The organism is Candidatus Poribacteria bacterium, assembly GCA_028820845.1.
Lineage (GTDB): Bacteria > Poribacteria > WGA-4E > WGA-4E > WGA-3G > WGA-3G.
In genome coordinates this window covers 13,316-38,154 of sequence record JAPPII010000112.1, presented here as the reverse complement: position 1 = coordinate 38,154, position 24,839 = coordinate 13,316, and the positions used below count along the sequence as shown (strand labels likewise).

Sequence of the window (24,839 nt, the reverse complement as noted above, 5' to 3'; positions counted from 1 at the left end):
GGTATCCGACACCCGACTGCGCGAAGCCCTCCGTTGGACTACATCGATTTTTTATCTAAGTTTCTAAAGAGTTCATCCAAAAAGATACGGATGCCGCTGTCAGGGTCTTGTTGGTATCTTTCACGTTGTCGCTCAAGTGCCCGTATCGAAGGGGCATCGCCAATCTTAGCGATAGCATCAACAAGCGTAAGCCGGATTGCGGGTTCGTCTGCGGTATCGAGTGCATTAATCAGTTGATCCCGTGCCTTAGTCCCGCCAATACCCCCCAGTGCAGAAGCGGCTATGTCTTTGGTGCTGGTATCTTCCGTCCCAAAAGCAGCGATAAGCGCATCAACAGCGGGCTCACCAATTTGACTCAGTGCAAGTCCTGCCTGGAAACGGATGCCGGGGATTTCTGTTGCGTTTTCGAGAACAGTGACGAGATCATCAATTGCCGAAATGGGTTTGAGAATGCCGAGTATCGCGAGACACGCACGCCGAATCTCCTGTTCGGGTTCTACCTGAATCTGAATGTATTGTTGTGCAAGTTCAGCGAGCTGTCCCTCGTTGATTTTCTGATAGAGTGCCTCGGATTTGTGTCTGAATTGTGTTCCGAAAGGTGCTTTGAGCGTAGCAGTATTTTCGGTTCTATCAACAGTCAGCAAACCGAGGATTGAGGCGGATTCAAGTTGGTTCGCTTGAAGGCTATCGGCAGGGAGCTGGTTCACATCCGCCTTTTGAAATTCTTGGAAGAGGTCATTGAGTACGCTTAATTCAACGAGGCGTTGGAGACTGGTAATAGCAGCTTTGCGAAGTGAAAATTCCGTGCTATTTTTGAAGAGGTCTACGAGTGGCTCAATCGCCCGTGCGTCCCCTAAATCGCCGAGGGCACTGACAGCGGCAATTTTCACACCTATTAATTCAGAGGTTCGGAAGACGACGTTGTGTTTGGCGAGTTTTCCGACCGTTTTCTTGTAATCCCCAAGGCTATAAATATTACGCTCATCAACGATCTTTTCAACGATGTCTCCCACTTGAATATCGGCATTTGCGGCGGGTGTTCCCAGTTGAATCTGATTCACACGTACACTGCCGTTCCCTTCAACGGTGAACCCTACTTTATCACCGCGTCTACGAAGCGCGATACGAATTGGAGGCTTATCTTTCAAATGAAGGATGAGGTTATTATCCTCATCAAGTGCCTCCTTCATTGCACTTTTAAAGTCCCCAGCACTTCCGATTGGGTATTCTACGATGATATAAGAGATGAGTTCGCCGGTTTCAAGTTCTGCGTTGTGCGCGGGTCCATTGGGTTGCGTATTTAAAACGACGACGCCACTTGTTGCCCAACGATTCATAAGGTCGCTATCTAACTGTTGAACTTCCATCTTTAAGCGTTCATCGTAATGCCGATTATCGCATCCAAGTCCGAGTGCCAGTGTAAAGAGCGGCAGGATAAATGCGTAACGGGCTATGTTTTCCAATCGTGTTATTTTTTGTAGCATGCTAAATCCTTTCCATCCAATAGTACGTCTCAGCTTATGAGGTGCGTCGAAAAATGCTATCCCGATTTACAATTCAATTAAGAGGGATAGGGACATCTCGACTGCTCTGCTCTCTCAAAGCATTTAAGAGCGGCTCAACCACCTTTTCATCGCCGAGTGTCGCTAATGCGCGTATAGCGTCAACGCGTAGAGACGATCCTTTGTTCTCAACAATTTTGATGAGTTCCGGAACAGCAGCACCACCAATTTTTCCGAGAGCCTCTACAGCGAGTTGACGGACTTCGGGTTTCTCTCGGTCGCGTTTCCATCTGGCAGAGCCAGATTCGATGATCGCAGCGAGCGCAGGAATTGCGTCTTCACTTCCAATCTCCCCAAGTGCTTTGACTGCGTTCAATCGGGTTTCCTCTCGTCGGTGATCAAGCAGTTTCACCAAAATAGGTACAAGTGTTACGGGGTCGTCTTTACCGAGGTTTCCAAAGACCCAATGTGCGCTGTGTCTATCGCGATTATCCCCGGATTTAATCGCCTTTTGGAGTTGACTGATGAGCCGTTTCTGGTCGCCTTGTTTGTATATATGTCTTAGCGCGTCAAGTGCAGCGTTCTGAATATCTAAATCGTCATCGCGCAGGGTCTCAAAAATCAGTCTTTCAAGATATTTACGGGGCTCTTCCTTGTATGCGAGGAACATGTGTCTGCCGCGCTCGGCGATTGATGCCCCCTCCCAATCAGGGGTGTTGGGTTCATAAAATTCCTGTGAATTGTAAAACCCAAGGAGATAGTGTGCTTCGGCAGTATCGGTCGGTTGTTGGAGTGCGAGCTTAAATTCTCGGACAGCGCGCTCCTCTTTCCGGCGTTTATCCGATTTAATTAATTCCTTGCCCTTAGCGAGGTTCTCGTTCTGAGTGCCGCACCCCATCACAAACAGGGCGAGTACGAAGGCGAGCGAGAGTTTCTTCATTGTGTATCCCCTAAGTATCTATCAAGGAGGTTGCCTTGTTCATCACCTGTTTCAGATGCCTCTACTTGTTCCGTGTCTTCATCGGCATCATCCGCCTCCACTTCTATTTTCTCCTCTGCAGTTTCTGCTGCAGCTTCTGCTTCACCAAGTACTTTTTGGAGGATGACAACGGGTTTCTCGGCGAACCCCCATGCCTTATATCTCTGAATGACGCTCGTTTCTGAAGGGCTTAACTCTATTTCAAGGGACTTCACACCATTCTCAGTTGCAGTTGCCTCAGCCGCTTCCATAAGGTAATCGGCGACACCTAACTGTCTAAAGGGTCCCGCGACTGCAAGACTTCCGACCTGGGCGATTTCCGAATTGACGGCATCTTTCTTGACAGTGATTTGTCCGATCGGGTATCCGCTGGCTTCGGCGACGAGCCGATACGTGCCACTTTCGGCTTCCAGATCGGTTTTTAATTCTTCGGTAACCTGCTCTATGGTTTTTTCAGGAAAACAATATGCGTGCAAATTCACTGCATCATTTTCTGCAGCCGATCGTACTTTAATAGCTCCGATTAAGTTGAAATCTTGATTTGCCATAGACCGTCTCCTTTGTAATTGGTTCTTAGTTATAAGTTATAAGTTAAGAGGGTTTTTTGGGAACAACTCACCGCGCGGTGACTAAGTCCTAATTATTGTAATACAATTAATTTCTCATTACAACGACTTTCTTTCGAGCGTTGGCGTTGAAATGCCCTTCCTTAGGAACGTGGCGTTTCATTCTCAATTACAACACCGTCTGTGTGCTCAGAGTTCGTCGGCAGTGGTATCTCAGTAGCCACAACGTCCTTTCTGGCTGCGTCATCAAGATTCTCCTGTCCAATCCGCAATTGCCGTTCTGCATCAACGACATCTCTATTGATTTTTTCGATACACCGATTGAGTTTCTCAACGAGGGCGGTGTGTTGACTCATGGCGCGACGAATTTGGCGGAGTTGATCAATAACAAGTCGAAAAGTTCGGACAAAATCACCGGGATCGACCCGCGCATATCTTTCAAGTTTGTCAAAGTCACAACCGCGGCTCCAAGCGAGCATCGCAGTGCAAAGCCGAAGTTCCAAAAAGGGTGTGGTTTCCGTAACCTCGTGCTCAACCTCTAAATACTGGATAAGTGAAATCTCGTTACTGACTGTATAGAGTATTTCCAACAAGCGTTCGTCTTTGAGAGGTTTAAAATATCCATCCTTACGGGGTTCAGAAATAATCGCGACCATGAGACAGTTAATCTCATCTTCTGTGAGTCTTTCAAAAAACCCGCCAAAGAGCAATTGGGTCAATTGGAGTTCATATCCGTAGATATGTGCAGCGGTCCTTCCGCGCGGGAGAAGCGTTTGCGCTTCAATGTAGCCGAGTTCTTCAAGCACCCTTAGACGTGCTGCAATTTGCTCTCTGGGGCTGTTCTCAATACGTGTTGTCCGCTTTTTGAGTTTTTGGATCCGGTTTTCTTCCCGACGGATGGCTTTGTACCTTCCGCTGCATGTGCTAAAATGCTGACATTCGTCACAAAGACTGCGTTCACTTTTTGTCTGAAAACGCTGTATCTTGCGTTGAACAACGTTTAATCTTTTAACTCGCTCTTTTTTTCGTTTTTTCCCTCGAGTTTGGGATTTGATTTGCGATCTCTCAGCATATAAACGCTGGAGATTTTTTTCCCGCTCTCGGTTCAGGCGATTGTAGTGTTCAATCTGTGTGCTGCCGTCAATTCCTTCATGGATGCACTCAGGTTCAGGCAGTGTTTGGAGTTTCTGAGTGTTAGCCTTAATCTGTGCGTTGAGTTCAGCGACGCGAACGTAGTTTTGATGGTTGCTCAAACTCATGGTGTAAACATCGTAAATGTCATCTCCATACTTCTGATACAGATTAAGAATACTGGAATAGGAGAGATTAAACTGGCTCTCAATAGGTTCTATTTTATTAGCAATAACGTCTCGAATCTCTTTTGAATCAGCATAAGCAGGTATAATTTGGGAATAGACATAACCGATGGTATCAATACCACGTCTTCCAGCGCGCCCCGCCATTTGGTGATATTCACGCGCCTTGAGATGACGGAACCCGATCCCATCATATTTTTCAAGACTATCAAAGACCACAGTGCAGGCTGGCATATTAATACCGACAGCGAACGTTTCAGTGGTAAAAAGGAGTTGGATCAGCCCAGACGTAAACAACCTCTCTACGACCTCTTTGAGTGTCGGTAACATACCTGCATGGTGATAGGCGATACCGCGACTAATTAACCTGCGAAAATCATTAATTTTCTTTTCGTCTACAATGTCAAATTGGACGCAGAGTGCATCAAATTGTTCCAAAATCTGGGTTTGCTGTCTTTTACTAAGTAGCTGCAGGTGCGATCCATAGACGAGTGCGTTGGCGTTTTCCTCACAGCCCTTCCGACTAAAACAGAAATAGAGACACGGTAATTGCTTTTCACGGCGCAGATGTGGGATAAGTCTTGTTTCTATAAAGTCAGACGGCAGAGCGGGTGCGGGCTCATCATCAGCGTCGTATTTTCGTTTACGTGCCTTACGTTGTGCCATGCTACGGATGTGCGGAATATGCTTTAGATTCCCGATACCGTAATCTTGAAAATAGAGATGATGCTCTAAAGGCACGGGACGGTTCAATTCCTCGACCATTTCAATATCTATATCCCGCACGCTCTGCATCCACTCTGTGAAAGAGTCAATGTTTGGAATTGTAGCACTCAGACAGACAAACTTGATATGTTGGGGTGCAAAGATGAGACTCTCTTCCCAGACGGTACCACGTTCAGTATCGTTAATATAGTGGATTTCGTCGAAGATGACGTAAGAAACATCTTGTAAGCGTTCAATATCATCAAAAATAGTATTTCGGAAAATCTCAGTGGTCATCAATAGCACTTGCGCATAAGGATTTAGGACCACATCGCCGGTAACAATACCGATTTTGTCTCCGTATTCAGCGTAAAAATCCCGATATTTCTGATTACTGAGGGCTTTGATTGGGGCGGTGTAGATAACGCGGCGGTTTTCTTCGATGCACTTTTCGACAGCATATTCAGCGATGACAGTTTTGCCCGCACCTGTCGGAGCGGTGACAATGACTGAAGCATCGCGGTCAATTGCCTCGATCGCTTCTTCTTGAAATCGATCAAGTTGTAAGCCCTTATAAAGCATTCAACTCTCCTTTGCACGCTAATCCCTCTTTGCATAACCTTATGCAGTCTGAGATGTGATATTACTCTAAAGTAATTGTAATAGACAGGGTATTTTTTGTCAAGGGTATTTCTGGGCTTCGCTCCGTTTACCCTTGACATCCGCTATACTCCGTGTTACTATTAAGTATGAGAACGTCTGAAACCCGCTACCGGAGGTGGAGGTACAAATTATGCAAGATGTTGAGCAGATACAAAGGCAACACAGATCTCCTTGGTGGAAAGGTCTCTTTGGGATCCTGGTGTGTGTCGCGCTTTTCAGTGTTATCGCGTGGGCACAAAACAATAACAACGAAAACCAGAAAGGTGTCACCTTGGCTGATCTCGGCGTGTCAGAAGCGCAGAAAACCCAAATCGAAGCACTCTGGGAACTCAAACGCCAGAAACAGATTCAGGCAGTCGCTGATTTGAAGACGTTGAACCGGCTCGTAAGGGATTCGCTTGCCGCAGATGTGGAAATTCAAGAAAAGTTGGATGAGTTCCGCGTAAAACGTAAGGAGATGCAAAAACGGATTGACGAAACTGAGGAAGGACTGATTCAGACGTTGCCTACTCGGGCACAACTCCATCTGACGGTTTTAGGGGTCCTGGACAATGGTATCCCGCGGAAAATGGCGAGATCGCAAAGCGGTCAGAAAACAGACGAAAACGCTGCACCCTCTCTGGAGCAAGAGACGCAATAAAAAAGGTGGAGGATACCAGACTTGAACTGGTGACCTCTTGCATGCCATGCAAGCGCTCTCCCAACTGAGCTAATCCCCCACTTGACTATTGCCTTTAATTATATCATACATCTTCAGGGAATGCAAGAAAAAATTGCTTCTTTAGAAAAATGGCGAAAAATCAGCAAACCGATCCATTTTTTTCCTTTGCCAAACGTGAGGATGCCGAGATGCAACTCGCAACGGGCGCGCTCCTCATCGCACAAAGCGAGTACATTTCGCTTAAGATTGAGGACTATCTCTGCCGGTTAGACGAAATGGCGAGTGTTGTTCAAGAACGGATTCAGGACACGACGCTCGCTGAACACCATATCGCTGCGTTGAACCGTTACCTTTTTGAGGAAAACGGATTTACAGGAAATACCGAGAACTACTACGCTTTGGGGAACAACTTTCTGAATGCTGTGCTTGACAACAAAACAGGAATTCCGATCACGTTAGGCGTCGTCTACATCGAAGTGGGTAGGCGTGCGGGGTTGCCGCTTGTCGGTGTTAATTTTCCGGGGCATTTCTTAGTCAAATACCAGTGTGAGCATTTAGATATTCACCTTGATGTCTTTAAAGCGGGACGCTTCATGTGTGAAGACCTGCTTCAGGCAAAACTCAAGGAAGTGGTCGGGAAATCGGTGCCATTAGAACCTCGCATGTTAGCGGAAGCCTCGGATCGGGAGATTTTAGCGCGTATTCTACGGAATTTGGTGCGTGCCTATACGCTGCTTGAGCGTTACGATAAAGCACTCATCGCGGCGGAACGCATCACGTGGTTGCTGCCTCATGCAGCAACCGATTATCGTCTGCTCGGTTATCTGCATTACAAAAACCACGCCTACGGTGAAGGTATTGCAGCTTTTGAGAAATACCTTCAAATCGCAGAATCGCCACCAGATGCGGCGGCAATTGAACGGGACATACAGCATCTTCATAAACTACTTTCGCGGTTGAATTAAAACTCGCTGTAGTAGCGGGCTTAGGATCTGCTCACTAAGGAACGGAAATAATACAGATCGGAGGAAAAGAGAAGAACATGTTTGCCAAAGTCCAAATCGACGCAGAAAAATTAAATCCAGATTCACAATTTTTTAAGAATGCTCTCGCACCAACTTGCGATGAACCAACTCTTTTGTCTCTACTTGATAATCTCGGTAAATTACCAGCAGGATTCAATGGTGAACTTTTCGTCCCTCTACTCACACATACGAACCCTAAAATTCGCACGCTCGCCGCAAAAAACGTAGGAAAACTCAAAAACTCCAGATTTTTACGCGAACTCTCCCAACTCGCCTCCACTGAAAAAAACACACTCGCCCGTCGCGAGGCAATTTCTGCAATCGGACGTATGAGGCATGAAAAGGCAATTCCAGTTTTGATGCAGCATCTTGCAGACGCAGATCCAAAGGTCATCCTACAAGCACTGCGCGGGCTACTCTACTTCAAGGAAAAACCCGAAGTCCAAAAGGCATTAGACTCGCTACATGAACATCCAAATGAACTCATCCGAGAACACCTTGCTAGCGAAGTGAAGGACAAAAGTGCACGCTCACAAAATGCCAAAAAAGACCCTTCACATCCATCCAGTCCGGATGCTCTTAAAAATGCGATTGTTCACGCCGACGTGCAGAAGGCATTAAAAGTGATTCCAGACGAGTCAATCCATCTCACCTTCACATCACCCCCTTATTACAATGCCCGCGACTACACAATTTATCAAAGCTACGAGGCATATCTTGACTTCCTAACCGCTGTTTTTAAGGAAACGCATCGTATTACCAAAGAAGGACGTTTTTTTGTTCTTAATACATCACCTGTTATCGTGCCGCGCATTAGTCGAGCACATTCAAGTAAGAGATATGCTATCCCTTACGATATGCACCCGCGCCTTACTGACATGGGATGGGAGTTTATAGACGATATTGTTTGGACAAAACCTGACTATGCCTCCAAAAACCGAAACGGAGGATTTTTCCAACATCGTAAGCCCCTTGGTTACAAGGCGAATTCTGTCACTGAAAGCGTTATGGTGTATCGAAAGAAAACAAACAAACTCATCGATTGGAATATTCGGCAATACGACAAAGAAATAGTTGAGGCGAGCAAAGTTATGGGGGAGTATGAAAAAACGAACCTATGGCATATTAATCCGGCAACAGACAAAGTTCATCCGGCAGTTTTCCCACCTGAATTAGCAACGCGTATTGTGCGATTTTATTCCTTTAAAGGAGACCTTGTCTTTGATCCATTTGGTGGTAGTGGAACAGTCGGATACGTTGCGCTCACTCATGAAAGGTATTTTCTCCTCTGTGAAAAGGAAGCCGAATATGTTGAACGTGCCAAACAACTGTTTGATGTCAACTTGTTTACTGATGCAAAGCCTCGGTCTCTATTACTTACAGAATTAAAGTCTCAGCTTACTGAAAGGAACCAAAATTCATGACCGTTACTGGTGCTGTTATTAAGAACATTATCCGAAAACTCCTTGCAGGACAGGATTACCGGTCCGAAGTCTTGACTCTGATCGATGCTGAGTTCTTGCAATACGTTGTTGACTTTTTTAAACGCGTTGCTTGTGCTAAGTTGGAAAATAAAAATATAACAGTTGATTGGTACAAAAAAGAACTCCTCTGTTCAGATTCACTCACCAAAGAGGAAGTTGCAGTTCACTCAGGTCTGAACATGAAAACAATCTCAAATATGTATAATTCAACTCGCAAGAAAATTGTGTTGGAAGCATCCTTAGAGCACTACGATGCACTCTACGATGCCATTAACAGTTTGACTGAACAAGGTAGTATGGATGTTGCTCTCACAATAAAATTTCGGGATGTGAGTGTCGATTTGAACATCAACGAGAGTTTGATTGTAATCAATACACTCGCTGTGAAACGTTCAGCACTTCGGGGCGGATTATGGAGTACTGCTGGAAAACAAGTTGAAAAACCTTTGATGATCGCTCTTTGCGCTCTCTTTCAAGTACCGAAAAAATACTTCGATCAGAGAAATCTTCCAGAATCAGAACGTGAATCCGATTTTTACCTGTTTGATGACACAGGCAAAGATTATCCTTGTGAAGTGAAATTAATGGGAAAAGGTAATCCTGAAAGTGCTGACGCAGTATTTGCCCGCAGCGGCCGAGTTCTTGTAGCCAATAAACTTTCTGATACCAATAAACAACAGATGGATTCAGAGAATATTCTCTGGGTTGAACTCCAGATTGAAAATGGATATAGACGTTTTGAAGAAGTCCTAAAGACCTTGTCTATCCCTTACAAACCTTTTACTGGAAACCTTCAAGAAGCGTTAGATAAAATTTTGCCTGTCATTCTGTCTGATGATGTCCAAGACTCTGTAACGCCTGAGGTGGTTTTAATCGAAAGCGAGCAAGATAACGATTCTGGCTCACAATTACTGGTTGAACTTGAATGAAAATTTTAGGTGTTGATACCTCGACTCCAATTGGGAGTGTTGCTTTAATAGATAGCGATAATTTAGTGGCGGAGCATACGCTCGATATCGTCCAAGCACACTCCTCCAGATTGATGCCTGCGATTGATAGCGTCCTGAAATGGGGCAACATTACAGCGGACGATTTAGATGGATGTGCTGTCGGTATTGGACCTGGATCGTTCACAGGTATCCGTATCGGTGTCGCGACAGTCAAATCTATCTGCTATGCTGTTGACAAACCGATCATCGGTGTCTCAACCTTAGAGGCAATCGCTTACAATCTGCGATGGTCAAATAGTATCATCTGCCCACTACTCGATGCGCGGCGTAGTGAAATCTACGGTGCCATTTTCAAAGGAAACACGAAATGGCAACGCCTCAGCGAGGACCTCTGCTTGCCGATAGATGCCTTCTTGGAACGTATCAAAGCAGATACTATACCCGATTACACTATCAACTTTGTTGGGGATGGGTTGGAGACCTATGGGAATGTCGTTCGGGAAAACCTCGGTGAACGGGTGCACTTTGCAGATGCGATTTTCAATGTCCCACGCGGGGCAACAATTGCGCATCTCGGTCAGGAACTTTTAAAGAATGGAGATACTGATAGTTATTGGACTTTGGTACCGAACTACGTTAGAGTTGGATTGTATTAGTCATTGGCTATCAGCAGTCAGCGATCAGCAATAGGGAATGTGTTTGACAGGTGAGAATGATGGATTGTTGCATCAAACTCACGTCAATTAGAAACAGTGAATCGTATTTTTAAAAACACGTCGAGTCTCTTTAGTGCGCATCTTATCAGTCGCCTGGGTTCACTCGTAATAACGATATGGCTTATGCCCCGTTATTTCTCAGAAAGTGAACTTGGCGGCTATTTTGTTGCAATTGCACTCACGAACCTGATTGCAAGTCTAACGGAACTCGGCATGCAAAACCCGCTCATACGAGAAATGACGCTCCATTTGCAACAGACGCGGCATTACCTCGGCAACGCACTGATTGTTCGCTGCATGCTGTCAATCATTGCTTACGCCATCATGATTGTTAGTGGTATATTCCTCTATACCCCGATAATCGTAGAGATGATAGTCTTCTTAGGACTGGCAGAGATTGCGAATTCCTTAGCGCAGTTGTATCGGTGTGTCTTTCGCGCCCACGAAAAGATGAAATATGAAGCGCTCACTGTGATAGCCGAGCGTGGCGTGTTTCTTTTAATCGGTGGCGGCGCGATTCTGTTTAACTATGGACTCATGACTGTCTGTCACGCCATGTTGGTAGCGGGTTGTATGAACCTGATTTTGAGCGTTGGACTGACTCGATTTCGTTTCACACCACTCGCCTTTCAACCGAGTCGAGAGATTGTGACAGTGTTGATGCAGCAGGCATTACCGTTTGCCATCGGTAACCTTTTCAATCTACTCTATTTCCGAGTGGATGCGATTCTGGTGTCGAAACTGAGTTCGGACGGCGTGGATGCCAACACATGGTACGGCTTGGCGTATACGATTGTCAACGCCTTTACGATTCTACCTGGGGCATTCATGATGGGGGCAATGTTCCCTGTGTTATCGCGGGCATGGGAGCGAGAAAAAGGGAGGTTTCCGGGGGCATGGACGTTTGGTATGCGATGGATGGTGCTGACCGGACTCCCGTTCGCAGTTGGGCTGTCAACACTATCTTCAGAAATTACGGGGGTACTGTTTCCAACCTATACACCGGACGAAATAGGCAAAGTATCAAAGGCACTCCAATGGCTCAGTTGGTCGGGTGGACTTATTTTCGTAACAACGGCGGTCCAGTCGGTGCTTCGGGCGACGGATAAACGCCGTGCGTTCTCGGTTCTCATGGGGACCACGGCACTTCTGAACATCTGTCTTAATTTATTTCTAATCCCGCGTTTCAGTCATGTCGGTGCGGCGATGGCGATGGTTATCAGTGAAGGATATCTGCTTGTCGTTGGGATTGGCTATATTTCAAGAAATATTGTCAGATTCGGTGAAACGCCTCTCATACTGCCGACGCTTTTAAAGGCAGTCTTTCTCTGTGGTGTGATGGGTATCGGTTTGACCCTCTTGAAAGGGTTTCTGTCCATTTGGGTATTGATTCCGTTGGCGGTGGTGTTTTACGGTGCGGGAATTGCTATTTTTGGGGAGCTTCGGTCAAGATTTCAGTTTGATTAAGTGGATTTTCGCTCGTCAAGGCGTTCATACTGTAGAAGCATGAGTTGCGATGCCTGTAGTGTCTCTAACGCATACGTCCTGCCTTCCAAATCGCTAAACTCAACTTCAAATACGCCGGATTCATATTCCTCAACAATGGTACCGACCTGTCCGCGGTATAAGTTGAGAGTTGGCATGTCTTCTACAAGGGCAACGGTATCAAGTAATTTCATTAGGTTCCCTTAAAAAAGTTGAGGATATCAAGACGTTTCCCCGGCTTGTTGTAATGCATCCCTGATGAGTGATGGGCTTAGACGTACCCCATTCTCCAGTAACACGTCTAAAAGTGGTGCAACCGCATCAATAAACCCACTTTCCTTTGCTTCCAGCAAAAGACCAACCGTGCCAGTAAAGGGCAATCCTATGCGTTCGGCGTATTGTCGGGCATCCCGATCATCAAGAATCACGAGACGTGCATCGCGCTCTTGGGCAAGGACAAAAACTGCAGCTTCACCCAGATCAACTTCCGCATGCGTTGCTATGTTTTCTGGATTACGCAAACGGACAGTTCTAATCCACGGCGCACTTTTAAGTGCTGCCTCGCGAACTTCCGTTTCGATCGCGAAAAATTCACCTCGAACTTCTTCTGGAATTAATACTTCAGTGTAGAGTTCCCGCAATAGGGGGAAAAGATTGAGAGTCCAAAGACCGACAAGGGGACTCGTATTACTGATGACTGGCTTTTCTGGCACTCTCAACGTCCTTTCGGAGCTCCTCAGCTGTGAGCCTAATGGGAGAGAGTCCATATTTTCCCATCGTATAGATAAACTCCTCGCGAGACATACCGGCAAACCGAGCAGACAGCCCTGTGCTAAGTTCTTCGTTGTCGTAAGCCTTTAAGGCTAACTTTAGTCGTGCGTTCTCCTCAAATTCAGGAAGTTCCGCTTGGGGAATTAGCATAGCGGCGACATCTGCTGGTATCTGAATGTCTGTTTTTTGTACAAAATCTTTAGGACTCTCATAGAAATGATGAAACAGCACACTGACATCCACACGCAAGATAGTGGCAACAGTGAAATCGGCTTTCGCCTTTTTCCAATGCCCATAATGTAACCAAGCCACACCGCACGTTCCGTAAGCTACGCCCGCGTCCGGATTCAACCTGAGTGCCTGGGTACAGTCAGAAACCGCACGGTGAATATCTAATCTGCTGAGATAGAGGCTCCCGCGATTGGCGTAAGGCTCAGCGAGTTCAGGATTCAAACCTATCGCTGTGCTATAGTCTTGGATAGCATAGATCGCTTCACCTTTCTTGTGGTAAGCGATACCGCGATTGCTATACGCTTCAGCATAATTAGGTTTAAACTGGATTGCCCCACTATAATCAGCAAGAGCCTTGTCCACTTCGCCTGCCCTCATATAAGCCAAACCGCGATTGTAATGGGCATTGATATAATCCGGTTGCAGTTCAATCGCTTTGTCAAAAACCTCCGTTGCCCTGTCGTGTTCACCATTTTCGCTGTAGACGATACCGTGAGCGTTGTACACTTCTGCCTCAGCGAGACGCGAGTGTGCCGGCTTCGGCATGCTTTCAGTACGATGACTGGGAGCAAACCCGCAGTGAAGATAGGGATCGATGATTTTTCTGTTTCTGTCTCGTTTAAACGTATTCATTACCCACCACTCCCAATAAAGAGTCGGAGCTGCAAACCTCTCCCACGAATGTTGAAGCACCAACCCAATCCCGCTTCAGTCTTTTAAGAATACCACAAAAATGTGTTAACTATCAACTTTTACGGAAAAAAGAAAAAAGTCGCTCTCAAACGTATAACCCCTCAAACACCAGAAAATAATGAGGGAACGTCTTAGCGACACATTCTGGATCATTGATTCGGATGCCGGGAACTTTCAGACCGACAAGCGAAAATGCCATTGCTACTCGATGGTCTTCGTAGGTATCAATCGCTGCAGGGGTAATAGGGGAGGGTGAAATTTCGAGTCCGTCTCGGTGCTCAACAACAGGCACGCCCAATTTTCGGAGTTCTGTCACCATCGCATGAATCCGATCAGTCTCTTGCCAGCGCGTGTGTTCAATGCTTCGGATGGTTACTTTGCTATCGGCAAAGGGGGCAATCGCTGCGAGGGTTAGGGAGGTATCCGAAATCGTTCGCATGTCTACATCAATTCCCTTTAATTGGCGCGGTCCGGTGACGGTGATGCCCGTGTCGGAAAAGGCAACTTGACACCCCATCTGCTTCAAGATTTGCACAAACTGAAGGTCGCCTTGTGCTGAATCCGAGTGTAGATGTTGGACGGTGACACGGCCACCAGTGAGGGCAGCAGCGGCAAAGAAGTAAGAGGCGTTGGAGGCATCGGGTTCAATGTTATAGATCTGCGGCTGATACTGCTGCCCGCCTTCAATCCGAAAATACCGATAGTCTTCGTTAAGGACCTGTACACCAAACGCCTCCATGACTGCCAACGTAATGTCAATGTAGGGCATTTCGCGTTTACCGATAACCTCTATCTCCATGCCGTTCTTTGCGTACGGTGCGATGAGGAGCAGTGCGGTTAAGAATTGACTGCTCTTACTAACATCAAGTCGGGTTCTTCCACCCGCAAGTCCATCTGCTTCAACAATAACAGGCAGATGTCCGTTGTCAAATTGCGAGCGTGCTGATACCCCAATTTGCGTTAGTGAATCCAGTAAATCCGAGATGGGACGGCCCCGCCGCATCGGTTCATCGCCATCAATGACGAATTTTCCGTGACCTAACGAAACGTAGGCGGTAAGAGAACGTGAAGTGGTGCCTGAGTTTCCGATATAGAGATCCCCGCTTGAAACTGGGATGTTCCCGCCGTTTCCATGGACCTCAAATGTCGCCCGCTTTTCATCGGCATCAATGTGGACACCGAGTTTTCGCAACGATGCAGACATATAGTGGGTATCATCGCTGAAGAGGGCACCGGTCAGCTTTGAAACGCCATTCGCCATGGCGGCAACCAATAGTGCGCGATTGGTATAACTTTTGGAACCCGGAACCTCTATGACGGCATCAATCGGTTTACGAATCGGTTGGACTTCAATCATTCAAGGATCTCCAACTCCGTTAGCAATTCTCGCAGTTCGGCTTTCGCAGCGTCGCTAATCGGGAGCAACGGACTTGTGGTGTAAGCGTTGCAGACCCCCAAGATTTCCAGACACGCTTTCATGCCGCTGACCCCTTGACCGTAAGTATACATTTTGCTGAGCTGGAGCAGCAACTTCTGTAACCGATGGACTTCGTCGATATCGCGTGCCTTTGCAGCGTTATAGAGCGCGACGGATTCTTTTGGGGCGACATTTGAAATGGAGACAACACCACCGTCGGCACCGAATAGCACAGCCGCGCCGATTGCGGTATGTGAACCGAGCATAACAGCGAAATCCGTTCGGTCTCCGAGTAAAGCGAGAAGATTGAGACAGTTTGTCCAATCGCCGGAACTGTCTTTAATACCGACGATGTTATCACACGCATCTGCAAGTTCAGCAACTACCTGCGGTTTGATTGCGGTTTTAACGGTTGAAGGGATATTGTAAATGAAAACGGGGAGTTCGGTGCTGCCAGCAACGGTTTGATAGAATTGAATCAGGTCTGCGTCGTCGGTAGAAGGGTAGTAGTAACCGGGTGTCGCGGCAACTGCATCGACCCCAAACTGTGTGGCGGTTTCAATATTTTCGATGACGCGCTGGGTGCTTGTGTCCATGACACCACAGATAATCGGGACACGACCGCCAACGGCTTTGGTGGCGATGTCCATTGCGCGCTCGCGCTCGGTATTCGTCAATGTTGTAAATTCGCCGGAAGTGCCCAATAGATAGATGCCGTGAACACCGTTGTCAATCAAACGGTTCAATTGGTTAACAAATCCGAGTTCATCAACACGCTCTTTTTCATCAAGCGGGGTTATTGTCGGTGAAAAAATGCCTTCAAATCGGATGCTCATGAATGCCTCCTATGGTTGCAAGTCTTTCTTGTTGGCGTGGACTGGCGAGGGATGCCCCATAAATCTTTTGTCAGACTTAAGTTTCAGTTTAGCAGAATTTGATTTAGATGTCAAGGAGCATTCGGTTTACACATCAAGTTTGGATTTGCAAGGTGCACTGAAATGTGCTATGATTGTATCAAAACTTGACCCTCTAATATCGGCTTGCATGTTCCTCTAAAAGACCCAAATCGGATATAGAAGACAGGTTGTACAGAAGTACTAAAAAGACAGCAAATGAACATCCGTACACAATTGACACTCAGGTACATAGGTATTATGCTTTTAGTGTTGCTCGCTATATATATCTTTCTTGGAACGATGCTCAAGGATTCCATGAGCGATCGAATTACCAGTGAATTGGAAGTTCAAGCAGCATTAACCCGGGAATTTTTCATCGAAAAACTTCCTGCTGAGGGTGACTTTACTTATGATGCGATAGACCCCCTCGTGGATAGACTCGGAAAGACGGGTAAAGCACGAGTAACCTTCATCGGCGTAGATGGAACTGTCTGGGGCGATACAGAACGAGATGGACAAGCGTTACGAGGGATGGACAACCATCTCGCACGTCCAGAGGTCCAAGACGCACTTAAAAATGGAAGAGGCATTCTGGATCGATACAGCGACACAACACAGACAGAATTTCGTTATTTCGCGATGCCAATATATCGCAATACTCACACTGAAAACGCTTCAAATGGAGAAGTTTCCTTGATTGGTATTTGTCGCGTCGCACTTCCGATGGAAGCCGTCAACACAGCAATCGGTAACCTCCGACGAACGGCACTCATCGCGAGCGTGGCGGGATTGGTTCTTGCAATTGTATTCAGTGTTTTTAGCACGGGTGCCATTATAAAGCCGATTGAGAAACTAACGCAGATGACAAAATCCCTCGCTGCTGGCAACATAAATTCGCGTGTTCCCGTCGATTCACAAAACGAATTGGGACAGCTCACGGAGAATTTTAACGTGATGGCAGATAGGGTACAGGAACAGATCGACAAAATTTCTGAAGAACACCGACGCTCCGAGACCATCCTAACGAACATGGGCGAAGGTGTGCTACTCGTGGATGGGGCATCCGAGATTACCTACGCTAACACAATGGCTGTCACTATGCTGGAACTCCCAGACGACTATATTGGCAAAGCATTGATTGAAATCAACCGTATCCCCGAACTACAAGCCCTCCTGAAAAAAGCAGAACAGACAGAAACTGTAGCGTTTGCAGAAATCCAACTCGGTAACCTATATGAACCGGAAGCAGAGGTAACGGTTGTGCCTGTTTCCGCCGGTCAAGAGTACATCATCGTTATCCATGATGTTACGAAGGAACGGCAATTGGAACGTATCCGTGCTGACTTTGTAGCGAATGTGTCGCATGAACTTCGCACACCCCTCACAACAATCCGAGGGTACGCCGAAACGTTACTGAGTGAAGATACCGTTCGGACAAAGACGGGTGAACAGTTTCTCGTGAAAATTCTCAATCACTCCGCTCGCCTCTCAAAATTAGTTTCCGAGCTGCTGGAACTCTCTCGACTGGAGTTGGGTGACAGAGAATTGAGACGCTCACCTTGTCATCTCAATGCTTTCTATGAACCAATTTTAGACTTGTTTGAACCGCTATTAGAAGAGTCCAGACTGGTTCTAAAATGGGAGATCCCTGAAGAACTTCCGAAGGTTAACGTGGACCAACAACTTTTCATGCAGGTTTTCGTAAATCTGATTGACAACGCGATTAAATACACGCCAGATGGTGGAACAATTACGATTTCGGCAGAAACTGACACGAGTAACGTCCTTGAAGGACTCAATATAACCTCGGAAGAAGTCCTCGTGCATGTCCAAGACACAGGGATCGGCATCCCGCTGGAATCGCAATCTCGCGTGTTTGAGCGGTTCTACCGAGTAGACAAGGGACGCGCCCAAGAGATGGGCGGCACCGGGTTAGGTCTGGCTATTGTCAAGCATATTGTGCTTCGTCATAGGGGCAGGATATGGCTGGACAGCATTTTAGGACAAGGTAGCGTCTTCCATGTCGCTGTGCCGTTGCAAGGCTAAATTTTCCATTCTTCTCGCGTATAAGCCATCTCCCAAAAGAGATACTCATAACGACTACTCATCAAGAAGCAGTTTTTAATTCGTTCTTTTGCTGAAGGGCTGTGCTCGGCTGTAAGACCGTTGAGTAGACCCCGTAGCGACTTACCTAACGCGAGGAATTCAGGTGAGGCGTACATATCAATCCATTCCTGATAGAGCGGTGCTGGTGAACCCCCTTGTTCAGCAAGCGTTGTTCCGATTTCGGCATAACCCCACTGACACGGTAGGACACCGGCGACGAGCTCAGCCAAAGTGCCGGCTTCCGCAATATTGAGGATATGTCGGGTATAAGCATGTGTTGTAGGTGCGATGGGTGCAGCCTCCATCTCAGTGGCAGAGATACCAAATTTCTCGCAATACCCGCGATGCAAATCCATCTCGGTGTTCAGCGTCTCGTTGAGGAGCTCCGCAAACATCGCCATTGTCGCTTCATCGTGAGCCTTTATAACACCGTGCGCGAACACGCGACTATAGTCTAATAGGAAAAGATAATCTTGAATGAGATAGAACTTGAACTTCTCTGTCGGTAGCGTGCCATCGGCAATACCGCGAACGAAAGGATGTTTAAGGTCGGCTTCCCAAATTGGTGCCGCAGCGCGTCTGAGTTCATCGGTAAATTTTTCGGTTTGTGCCATAGGTACTGTTGAAACTCCCTATAAGTATGCTATAATCTCTGCTATATATCATACCCGAAAAAGAAAAGGATGTCAAAATGTTTGAAAAACTCGGAATTGTAACCAATATCTGGTCTGAAGAAATAGAAAAGGGTGCGCGCTTCGATGAACTGATGGTAGAATTCGGTGCGAATGGGTTTAAGGATATGGAGGTGCGGGAAGGCGATTACCTCCGTAACTCCGAATTCGGCGAACTCATTGGACAACTCGAAGCAGCGATGTCTGCATACACCGATGCCGAATTCAAAATGATCTGCGACGCTGTTTGGATGGGAAAGACTCACGAAACGAAGCACCCCTCGCTTTTTGAAGCGGTTGCGTCCTTCGTCGAAAAAGCATCCGAACTTACTTTGAGTTACGCTATGTCGCACCCGTGGTTTTCCGCCCCAAAAGATAGGGAGACAGATACACAGCAGATCGTGAGTGCGAAGAAATTGGCGTATCTGCTTTGCCCGGCGCGAGCGCGACTCCGACTTGTCGATCTCGAAACTGAAGGCGATATTGACGAGGCAGCGGCTATCGCCAATCTCAAACATTACAAGGCACTGCTACCAGATTATCCGATGATTTTTGCCGTAGAGAATGCGCGACAAACTGCCACGTTAACCTTGAAGTTAGCAGTCGCTGGTGGCGCGAAACTTACGTATGATGAGACCAATACGTATCTCGCTGATGGTACAACGGTGAATCCGCCGGACGAATTCTGGAGTGCTGTCGAGATGCCAGACCTCACATCCGTGCATTTCAAACAGAAAACGGAAGCCGGTGTTCTCTCAGAGGTAGGTGATGGATTTGTGGACTTCCAAGCAATTGCCGAACACCTGAAAACGCGGCAATATACTGGCGATCTACTTCTTGAGAACACACCGACTGCACATTCGCTGCAAGATGCTGTACGGAGCCGAGAATATCTGCTTAGCTGTTAGGACCAAACCTACATCGCCCCAACCAGAACTCGTTTTCATTTTTAATCTCCCTTTGACAACTGTTTAACCGTAAAACCACTCCACGTCCAACGTTTCTTCTGTGTATAGATTATCTGAGTCAGATGTTCGTCGGTGATCGTGATAGTGTATTGTCTTTCCGCAGACGCATCTGCGGAAGTGAGACGTAGTTCCTGGAATCTCTTTTCGCCGTTTGCAATAAGGTTAATTTCCACGGGTGCGATAACACCGGCGTGGAAATAGCATGTTACTTCATAACTGCCATTGGGGAGTGCGATTCTGAAAACGCCGTCCGCTTCACCCCAAAGGTTATCCTGATACAGAAGGAGATGCGATTCATCTTCTCCCAAGATATCGCGGATGTCTGGTGTAGGTTGCGTGTCTTCTGTATGCCAATATTTGAGTTCAAAACCTCCGCCGCCGGTTTTAAATTCATCCTGAATAGATTTAGACAGCCAGCCATACCTTCCGTCGATATAACCTGTGTCCTTGTATACAGCGATATGTCCAGCGGCACTCTCGCCATCGGCGGGCTGCATGTCGAAAGTGCGCGTTGTTGTATCCTTCCATAATTGCGCATCGGGTACCGCTTTCTTACGCCGATAAAGTCGATTATAGTTTGTTGAATGAATCACTTCATAATCTTGGACGAGGTCGCCGACACCATCATACTCCGTGCGCCAAACGAGGACATAGTCTGGGGTCATTTCCCTGTTCTTGTAGCGGAGCGGAAAATGATCCGTACTCGGTTCATAGTTCTGGAGATAGGCGACACCATTCTCTAACGATAGATAGCCCTCTATATGCTCAAACGGAAGGACGTATTTGAAATCCCAATTCGCCGAATCTGGTGTCCCTCCCCATGAACCTGGACGGCTTGCCAAGACAGTGTGCGGCTCAATCATCTCCGCAGACGAGAGTGCCTCTTTCGCGTCTCTGTCCATCAGATAGTAGGTTTGAACGTGATAACCGAGATGCCATAACGCTAAAACAATCAGGATACTGCTAAAGGCGTAGTCAACGAACCGATGAAAGTTAAAGGTAAAGAACGGAAGCAGCGCGAGTAAAATGTAGATATGTATCCGATCGCTGATCCACATACCACCAGAACGCAAACTCCATGGCGATCTGAAGTAGAGAAAGGTCAGTATGATGGCGACCAGCAAAAACACGTCCCCCTGATTCAAAATTGCAGTAGCACCTCGATAACCCCTGTTTTTGGATTCCGAGGCGTTACGTTGTGCATAGACTTTGCGAACCCTATCGATTACGGTGAGCAAAAAGGCACTGGCAAACACAGCAAGGAGAAGGTTGCCTATTAGACTATGTGCATCCCGAAAAGAGATGATGGAACCGACGGAGAGAAAGTACTGCATCAACCCTTCAAAACTTCGATGGAAGCCGCCCCCTTCCCGTTTCACAAGATAGTAGGTTAGCAGGATTATGTATGCGGGGAGCATAGTCCCTAAAAAGAGGAAGATAGATTTCAGCTGCGCGATTAAACGGGCGCGAGGCGATTCTAAGGCTTCATAAATATATAAGAAAACGCCGCAGACCGTCAGAGATACTGTGAGGAGGGCGTAAGATTGGAAATGTGTGAGGTAAACGACGGTGAGCCACACATAAACCGTAACGAACGCCTTCACACTGAGTTTATCCTTGCATCGCCACCAGCCACCGAGTGCGAAGAAAAATAGGGAGACACTTAAGGCGAAGTTATAGAAACCCATGTGTAGCAGGTAGTTATAGGCAAAAATGAAACCGACTAAGCAGAAAAGGGGTTTGCCTTTTTGAACACTGTTCAAGAGATAGAGGAGGGAGAGCGGTAGGAGTCCTATGCAAAGGCTAAAGAATATCTTTTCGCATACAAGTGGCGGAAAGACAAACATCAGCCCTGCCATAACGACATGGGAAGTCCAATTCGGAAAAAGCGTCGGGTTGCGCTCGTAGACTTCCCGCAAGATGTAGTTTTCGTGATTGTGATATACCTTCAAGACGTGGGCGTTGTGGACATGGGCAGGTCCGTCTTGGGTGGCGGTGTACTTGAACAGCCAAACTGGTAAAATATGTATCACCAGTAGTACAATCACGACGATGTGCTGGATAGAGAATCGACGCGCCTGCATAATTGCCTCACCCCGAATAATCGCTTTTTGGGTGAGTCGGCGAGATTAGGAAACCTCGTCAGCAGCGGTTATCACGAGTCAACGGAATGGACTAAAAAGGATCTTCTTGTGCCTGTGCGGTTTCCGGCTGCGTGCCACTGGGAGCTGCGTTTCCTGAGTCTGCGGACTCCTCCGCGGTTGGGACTTCACTCTCTTGAGAAGCTGCGGTTAGTTGCTTAATCCGCTCACAGAGTTCATCGAGCAATTTGGACGATGTTTCCGCGGCTTTGAGTTCAGCGGAGAGCTGCGTCCATTGCATCTCGGTCATGTCGTTCCGGGACTCTACACTGTATTTACGTTTGATGTAGTTCCAGAGATCTTCTTTCGTAACGCCTTTCTTTTCAAGGGGAGCTGCGAGATTGTTTGCGATAGCGAAAGCGGCTTTTTGGGCATTGGCAATATTACCCCCCGTCTGTGGCAATTGCGGTTGTGGTGCTGCATTCGCGTTGTGGGTCTTCCGATGGAGATAAAAGTTTAACACCTCACGGATAACCGGAACAGGTATCAATTGTTTTATTGCATTACGTTGCGCTTTATGGATTGCTTTGGTGAAAGCGAATGGATCCTGCCGACTCCCAGCCATTTTCGGTTGCTCATACGCCCCATAGCGAGACGAACCGGTAATTGTATCAACTGCTTTGGCGGTCGCAATCCAAGAGTGATCGCGTTCTTCGTATTTGACCTCTTCGATCTGGATGCCGCCGCGGCGGTTGGCAGCCTCGTTAATACCAGCTAACGTCAACCCTTCCACCGTACGTCCACCTTGTTTAAAAGAATAGACGTAATCCTGAATCGTCTGACCTGTCATCAACTCAATAATAGCCTGATCATCCACCTGATCAACGACCTCGTATTCGGCAGTAACTGGAACCATTTCGTCCTTTTTTTCTTCAGCCATGACATCCTCCCAGAAGCGACTTTAGGGGTTTATATTTTTTGAAAAAAGTTGTTACTACAATATATATGATAACATATTTAATAAAAAAAATCAAGTTAATTTTTTATAGAACTTATGTCGCATTCTTGCTGGCGAGGTTAGGAAACCTTGCCAGCGGTCCTAACAGCCAACAACTATTATAAAAACATCTATTCGTTAAATAAAATATAACTAAAAACCACTTTCACGGAGAACGCACAATTCTAAGTTCAGAAACCCAGTGAAATCAAGGGTTCCCAAACAGCTCCGTGAAACCTCCGTGAAAATCCCCGTTAAAATACAATTCTGATTCCAATGAAAAACTTGATTTCTACTGCTAAGGCTGCTATAATAACAGAAAATTGCGTACCAAAGGACTGACGAACCGTGATAGCCCCACTTCTCCACATGCAGGCGATTACCAAAGACTTCCCGGGTGTGCGCGCTTTAGACGCTGTCTCTTTTGAAATAAATCGTGGCGAAATCCACGCCCTCTGTGGAGAAAATGGTGCGGGTAAATCAACACTGATTAAGATCCTCGGGGGTGTCTATCCCTTCGGAACTTATGATGGACAGCTACGTATTGATGGGCTCAAACAGCAATTTCACACTGTGCGTGACGCAGAACGCGCTGGAATCGCTGTTATTCATCAGGAATTGGCACTCATTCCAGAGATGACGGTTGCCGAGAACATCTATCTCGGTAAGGAACCTGAGCGATTTGGCATTATCGACAAACAACGGCTTTATCACGACGCTGGACAACTTTTGTCGCAATTCGGGTTGACACTCCCCTTAGATCGTCCGGTTTATGAACTCGGTATCGGTCAGCAACAACTCGTAGAGATAGCAAAAGCCTTAGAACGTAGTAGGGGTTGGGTCTCCCAACCCGATGGTTTCCTACGGGCAGAGGCAACGGGCAGGGAAACCCTGCCCCTACTGGTGCTTGATGAACCGACGGCTGCCTTGACGGAAAGCGAAGTGGAGATTCTCCGGCGTATTTTGATGCAACTCCGGGAAAAAGGTGTGGCGTGTATTTACATTACCCACAAACTTAAGGAGATTTTTCAAAGTGCTGATCGGGTGACGGTGTTACGGGATGGCAAAACGGTAGCCACGCACGCTGTTGAATCTCGCGAATGCACGGAAGAATTACTCATTTCAGAAATGGTCGGTAGGGAACTAACCACACTCTTTCCGAAACGACACGCCCGCCCGACTTCTGAAGATGCATCGAATCAAGAAGTAGCACTCCGAATAGAAAACTTAAGCACTTACCCTTCGGAACCGCCGCAGCTGGAAGACGTTAGTTTTGAGGTGCGGCGCGGGGAAATCCTCGGCATTGCAGGTTTGATGGGTGCTGGTAGAACAGAACTGATTAGCACTATTTTCGGGGCTTATTCTGGGAAATGGGAGGGTAAAGTTCTTATAGACGGCACACCCGTCGAAATCCACGCGCCACATCAGGCGATAGCGCATGGGTTGGGACTGGTCAGTGAGGACAGGAAGCGTTACGGACTACTTCTGGATGTAGATGTTGTCCGCAACATGACGCTCGCGAGTCTCAATGCCTCGTCGGATATTGTATCGCACGGTATAATTGATGACGATGTGGCATCTGAAAAAAGTGGACGTTATGTGGATTCTCTTCAGATTAAGACGACCTCACTTGATGTTCCCGTGAACCACCTGAGTGGCGGAAATCAACAGAAAGTGGTTCTGGGGAAATGGCTGATGACGCATCCAAAAGTGTTGTTTCTTGATGAACCGACTCGCGGTATTGATGTTGGTGCGAAAACGGAAATCCACGCACTCATGGCGCAACTGGCGCGAGAGGATGTTGCGATTGTGTTCGTATCGTCTGAATTACCGGAGATTTTAGGCATGAGCGACCGGGTTCTGGTGCTACATGAAGGCAAAATTATGGGTGAATTTACCAACGAGAATCTAACGCAGGAAGACATCTTAAGATGTGCGGCTGGAACTTAAACAACA

The 24,839-nt window shown here is 47.0% G+C and carries 21 protein-coding genes and 1 tRNA gene; 9 read left to right on the top strand and 13 right to left on the bottom strand.

What is annotated here, in order from left to right; all coding sequences use genetic code 11:
• Positions 1–38: 38 nt before the first annotated feature.
• From OXN25_20300 to OXN25_20285, 4 genes are all read right to left on the bottom strand, one after another.
• A complete protein-coding gene (locus OXN25_20300) occupies positions 39–1,484 on the bottom strand; it encodes a HEAT repeat domain-containing protein (GenBank protein MDE0427203.1) in 1,446 nt (481 codons plus the stop codon).
• 73 nt (positions 1,485–1,557) lie between these two features.
• On the bottom strand, positions 1,558–2,442 hold the full coding sequence (locus tag OXN25_20295) for a HEAT repeat domain-containing protein (protein ID MDE0427202.1): 885 nt from the start codon (positions 2,440–2,442) through the stop codon (positions 1,558–1,560).
• On the bottom strand, positions 2,439–3,029 hold the full coding sequence (locus tag OXN25_20290; protein ID MDE0427201.1) for a GNAT family N-acetyltransferase: 591 nt from the start codon (positions 3,027–3,029) through the stop codon (positions 2,439–2,441). The genes OXN25_20295 and OXN25_20290 overlap by 4 nt, the downstream gene beginning before the upstream one ends.
• Before the next feature lie 161 nt (positions 3,030–3,190).
• Positions 3,191–5,650, bottom strand: coding sequence for a DEAD/DEAH box helicase (locus OXN25_20285; GenBank protein MDE0427200.1), 2,460 nt, complete (start codon positions 5,648–5,650; stop codon positions 3,191–3,193).
• A 211-nt stretch (positions 5,651–5,861) separates the two neighbouring features.
• Here OXN25_20285 and OXN25_20280 point away from each other — a divergent pair, with 211 nt between their 5' ends.
• On the top strand, positions 5,862–6,371 hold the full coding sequence (locus OXN25_20280; protein MDE0427199.1) for a hypothetical protein: 510 nt from the start codon (positions 5,862–5,864) through the stop codon (positions 6,369–6,371).
• Between the two features lie 6 nt (positions 6,372–6,377).
• Here OXN25_20280 and OXN25_20275 read toward each other — a convergent pair.
• A tRNA-Ala gene (locus OXN25_20275) sits at positions 6,378–6,450 on the bottom strand.
• Between the two features lie 70 nt (positions 6,451–6,520).
• On the opposite strand from OXN25_20275, the gene OXN25_20270 reads away from it, so the two are divergent.
• From OXN25_20270 to OXN25_20250, 5 genes are all read left to right on the top strand, one after another.
• Positions 6,521–7,357 carry a transglutaminase-like domain-containing protein gene (locus OXN25_20270; protein MDE0427198.1) on the top strand — a complete coding sequence of 279 codons (837 nt, stop codon included), beginning with the start codon at positions 6,521–6,523 and terminating at the stop codon, positions 7,355–7,357.
• Between the two features lie 77 nt (positions 7,358–7,434).
• Positions 7,435–8,841: a DNA methyltransferase gene (locus OXN25_20265; protein ID MDE0427197.1), complete on the top strand. Its 1,407-nt coding sequence runs from the start codon at positions 7,435–7,437 to the stop codon at positions 8,839–8,841.
• Positions 8,838–9,830, top strand: coding sequence for a CfrBI family restriction endonuclease (locus tag OXN25_20260; GenBank protein MDE0427196.1), 993 nt, complete (start codon positions 8,838–8,840; stop codon positions 9,828–9,830). The genes OXN25_20265 and OXN25_20260 overlap by 4 nt, the downstream gene beginning before the upstream one ends.
• Entirely contained in the window at positions 9,827–10,507 is a 681-nt protein-coding gene (gene tsaB / locus OXN25_20255; GenBank protein ID MDE0427195.1) for a tRNA (adenosine(37)-N6)-threonylcarbamoyltransferase complex dimerization subunit type 1 TsaB, read from the top strand. Before OXN25_20260 ends, tsaB begins: the two co-directional genes overlap by 4 nt.
• 96 nt (positions 10,508–10,603) lie before the next feature.
• Positions 10,604–12,034: a flippase gene (locus OXN25_20250; GenBank protein MDE0427194.1), complete on the top strand. Its 1,431-nt coding sequence runs from the start codon at positions 10,604–10,606 to the stop codon at positions 12,032–12,034.
• Here OXN25_20250 and OXN25_20245 read toward each other — a convergent pair.
• The 5 genes from OXN25_20245 to OXN25_20225 all read right to left on the bottom strand — a co-directional run bounded on the left by OXN25_20245 (position 12,031) and on the right by OXN25_20225 (position 16,000).
• Positions 12,031–12,246, bottom strand: a complete 216-nt coding sequence (locus OXN25_20245) for a DUF4926 domain-containing protein (protein ID MDE0427193.1) — start codon at positions 12,244–12,246, stop codon at positions 12,031–12,033. The genes OXN25_20250 and OXN25_20245 overlap by 4 nt on opposite strands.
• 27 nt (positions 12,247–12,273) lie before the next feature.
• Positions 12,274–12,765, bottom strand: coding sequence for a DUF3368 domain-containing protein (locus OXN25_20240; GenBank protein ID MDE0427192.1), 492 nt, complete (start codon positions 12,763–12,765; stop codon positions 12,274–12,276).
• Positions 12,740–13,687 carry a tetratricopeptide repeat protein gene (locus OXN25_20235; GenBank protein ID MDE0427191.1) on the bottom strand — a complete coding sequence of 316 codons (948 nt, stop codon included), beginning with the start codon at positions 13,685–13,687 and terminating at the stop codon, positions 12,740–12,742. The genes OXN25_20240 and OXN25_20235 overlap by 26 nt, the downstream gene beginning before the upstream one ends.
• Positions 13,688–13,832: 145 nt before the next feature.
• A complete protein-coding gene (aroA, locus tag OXN25_20230; GenBank protein MDE0427190.1) occupies positions 13,833–15,104 on the bottom strand; it encodes a 3-phosphoshikimate 1-carboxyvinyltransferase in 1,272 nt (423 codons plus the stop codon).
• Positions 15,101–16,000 (bottom strand): dihydrodipicolinate synthase family protein, encoded by a 900-nt coding sequence (locus tag OXN25_20225; GenBank protein MDE0427189.1) that lies wholly within the window; start codon positions 15,998–16,000, stop codon positions 15,101–15,103. Before OXN25_20225 ends, aroA begins: the two co-directional genes overlap by 4 nt.
• 276 nt (positions 16,001–16,276) lie before the next feature.
• On the opposite strand from OXN25_20225, the gene OXN25_20220 reads away from it, so the two are divergent.
• Entirely contained in the window at positions 16,277–18,106 is a 1,830-nt protein-coding gene (locus OXN25_20220) for an ATP-binding protein (GenBank protein ID MDE0427188.1), read from the top strand.
• Here the strand turns inward: OXN25_20220 and tenA are convergent.
• A complete protein-coding gene (tenA, locus tag OXN25_20215) occupies positions 18,103–18,780 on the bottom strand; it encodes a thiaminase II (GenBank protein MDE0427187.1) in 678 nt (225 codons plus the stop codon). The genes OXN25_20220 and tenA overlap by 4 nt on opposite strands.
• A gap of 77 nt (positions 18,781–18,857) precedes the next feature.
• Between tenA and OXN25_20210 the strand changes: the two genes are divergently transcribed.
• Positions 18,858–19,745, top strand: coding sequence for a hypothetical protein (locus OXN25_20210; protein ID MDE0427186.1), 888 nt, complete (start codon positions 18,858–18,860; stop codon positions 19,743–19,745).
• A gap of 41 nt (positions 19,746–19,786) precedes the next feature.
• On the opposite strand, the gene OXN25_20205 is transcribed toward OXN25_20210, so the two are convergent.
• Positions 19,787–21,889, bottom strand: a complete 2,103-nt coding sequence (locus tag OXN25_20205; GenBank protein ID MDE0427185.1) for a hypothetical protein — start codon at positions 21,887–21,889, stop codon at positions 19,787–19,789.
• A 91-nt stretch (positions 21,890–21,980) separates the two neighbouring features.
• Positions 21,981–22,826: a hypothetical protein gene (locus tag OXN25_20200; GenBank protein MDE0427184.1), complete on the bottom strand. Its 846-nt coding sequence runs from the start codon at positions 22,824–22,826 to the stop codon at positions 21,981–21,983.
• A gap of 405 nt (positions 22,827–23,231) precedes the next feature.
• Here OXN25_20200 and OXN25_20195 point away from each other — a divergent pair, with 405 nt between their 5' ends.
• Positions 23,232–24,833, top strand: coding sequence for an ATP-binding cassette domain-containing protein (locus OXN25_20195; protein MDE0427183.1), 1,602 nt, complete (start codon positions 23,232–23,234; stop codon positions 24,831–24,833).
• Positions 24,834–24,839: the final 6 nt, after the last annotated feature.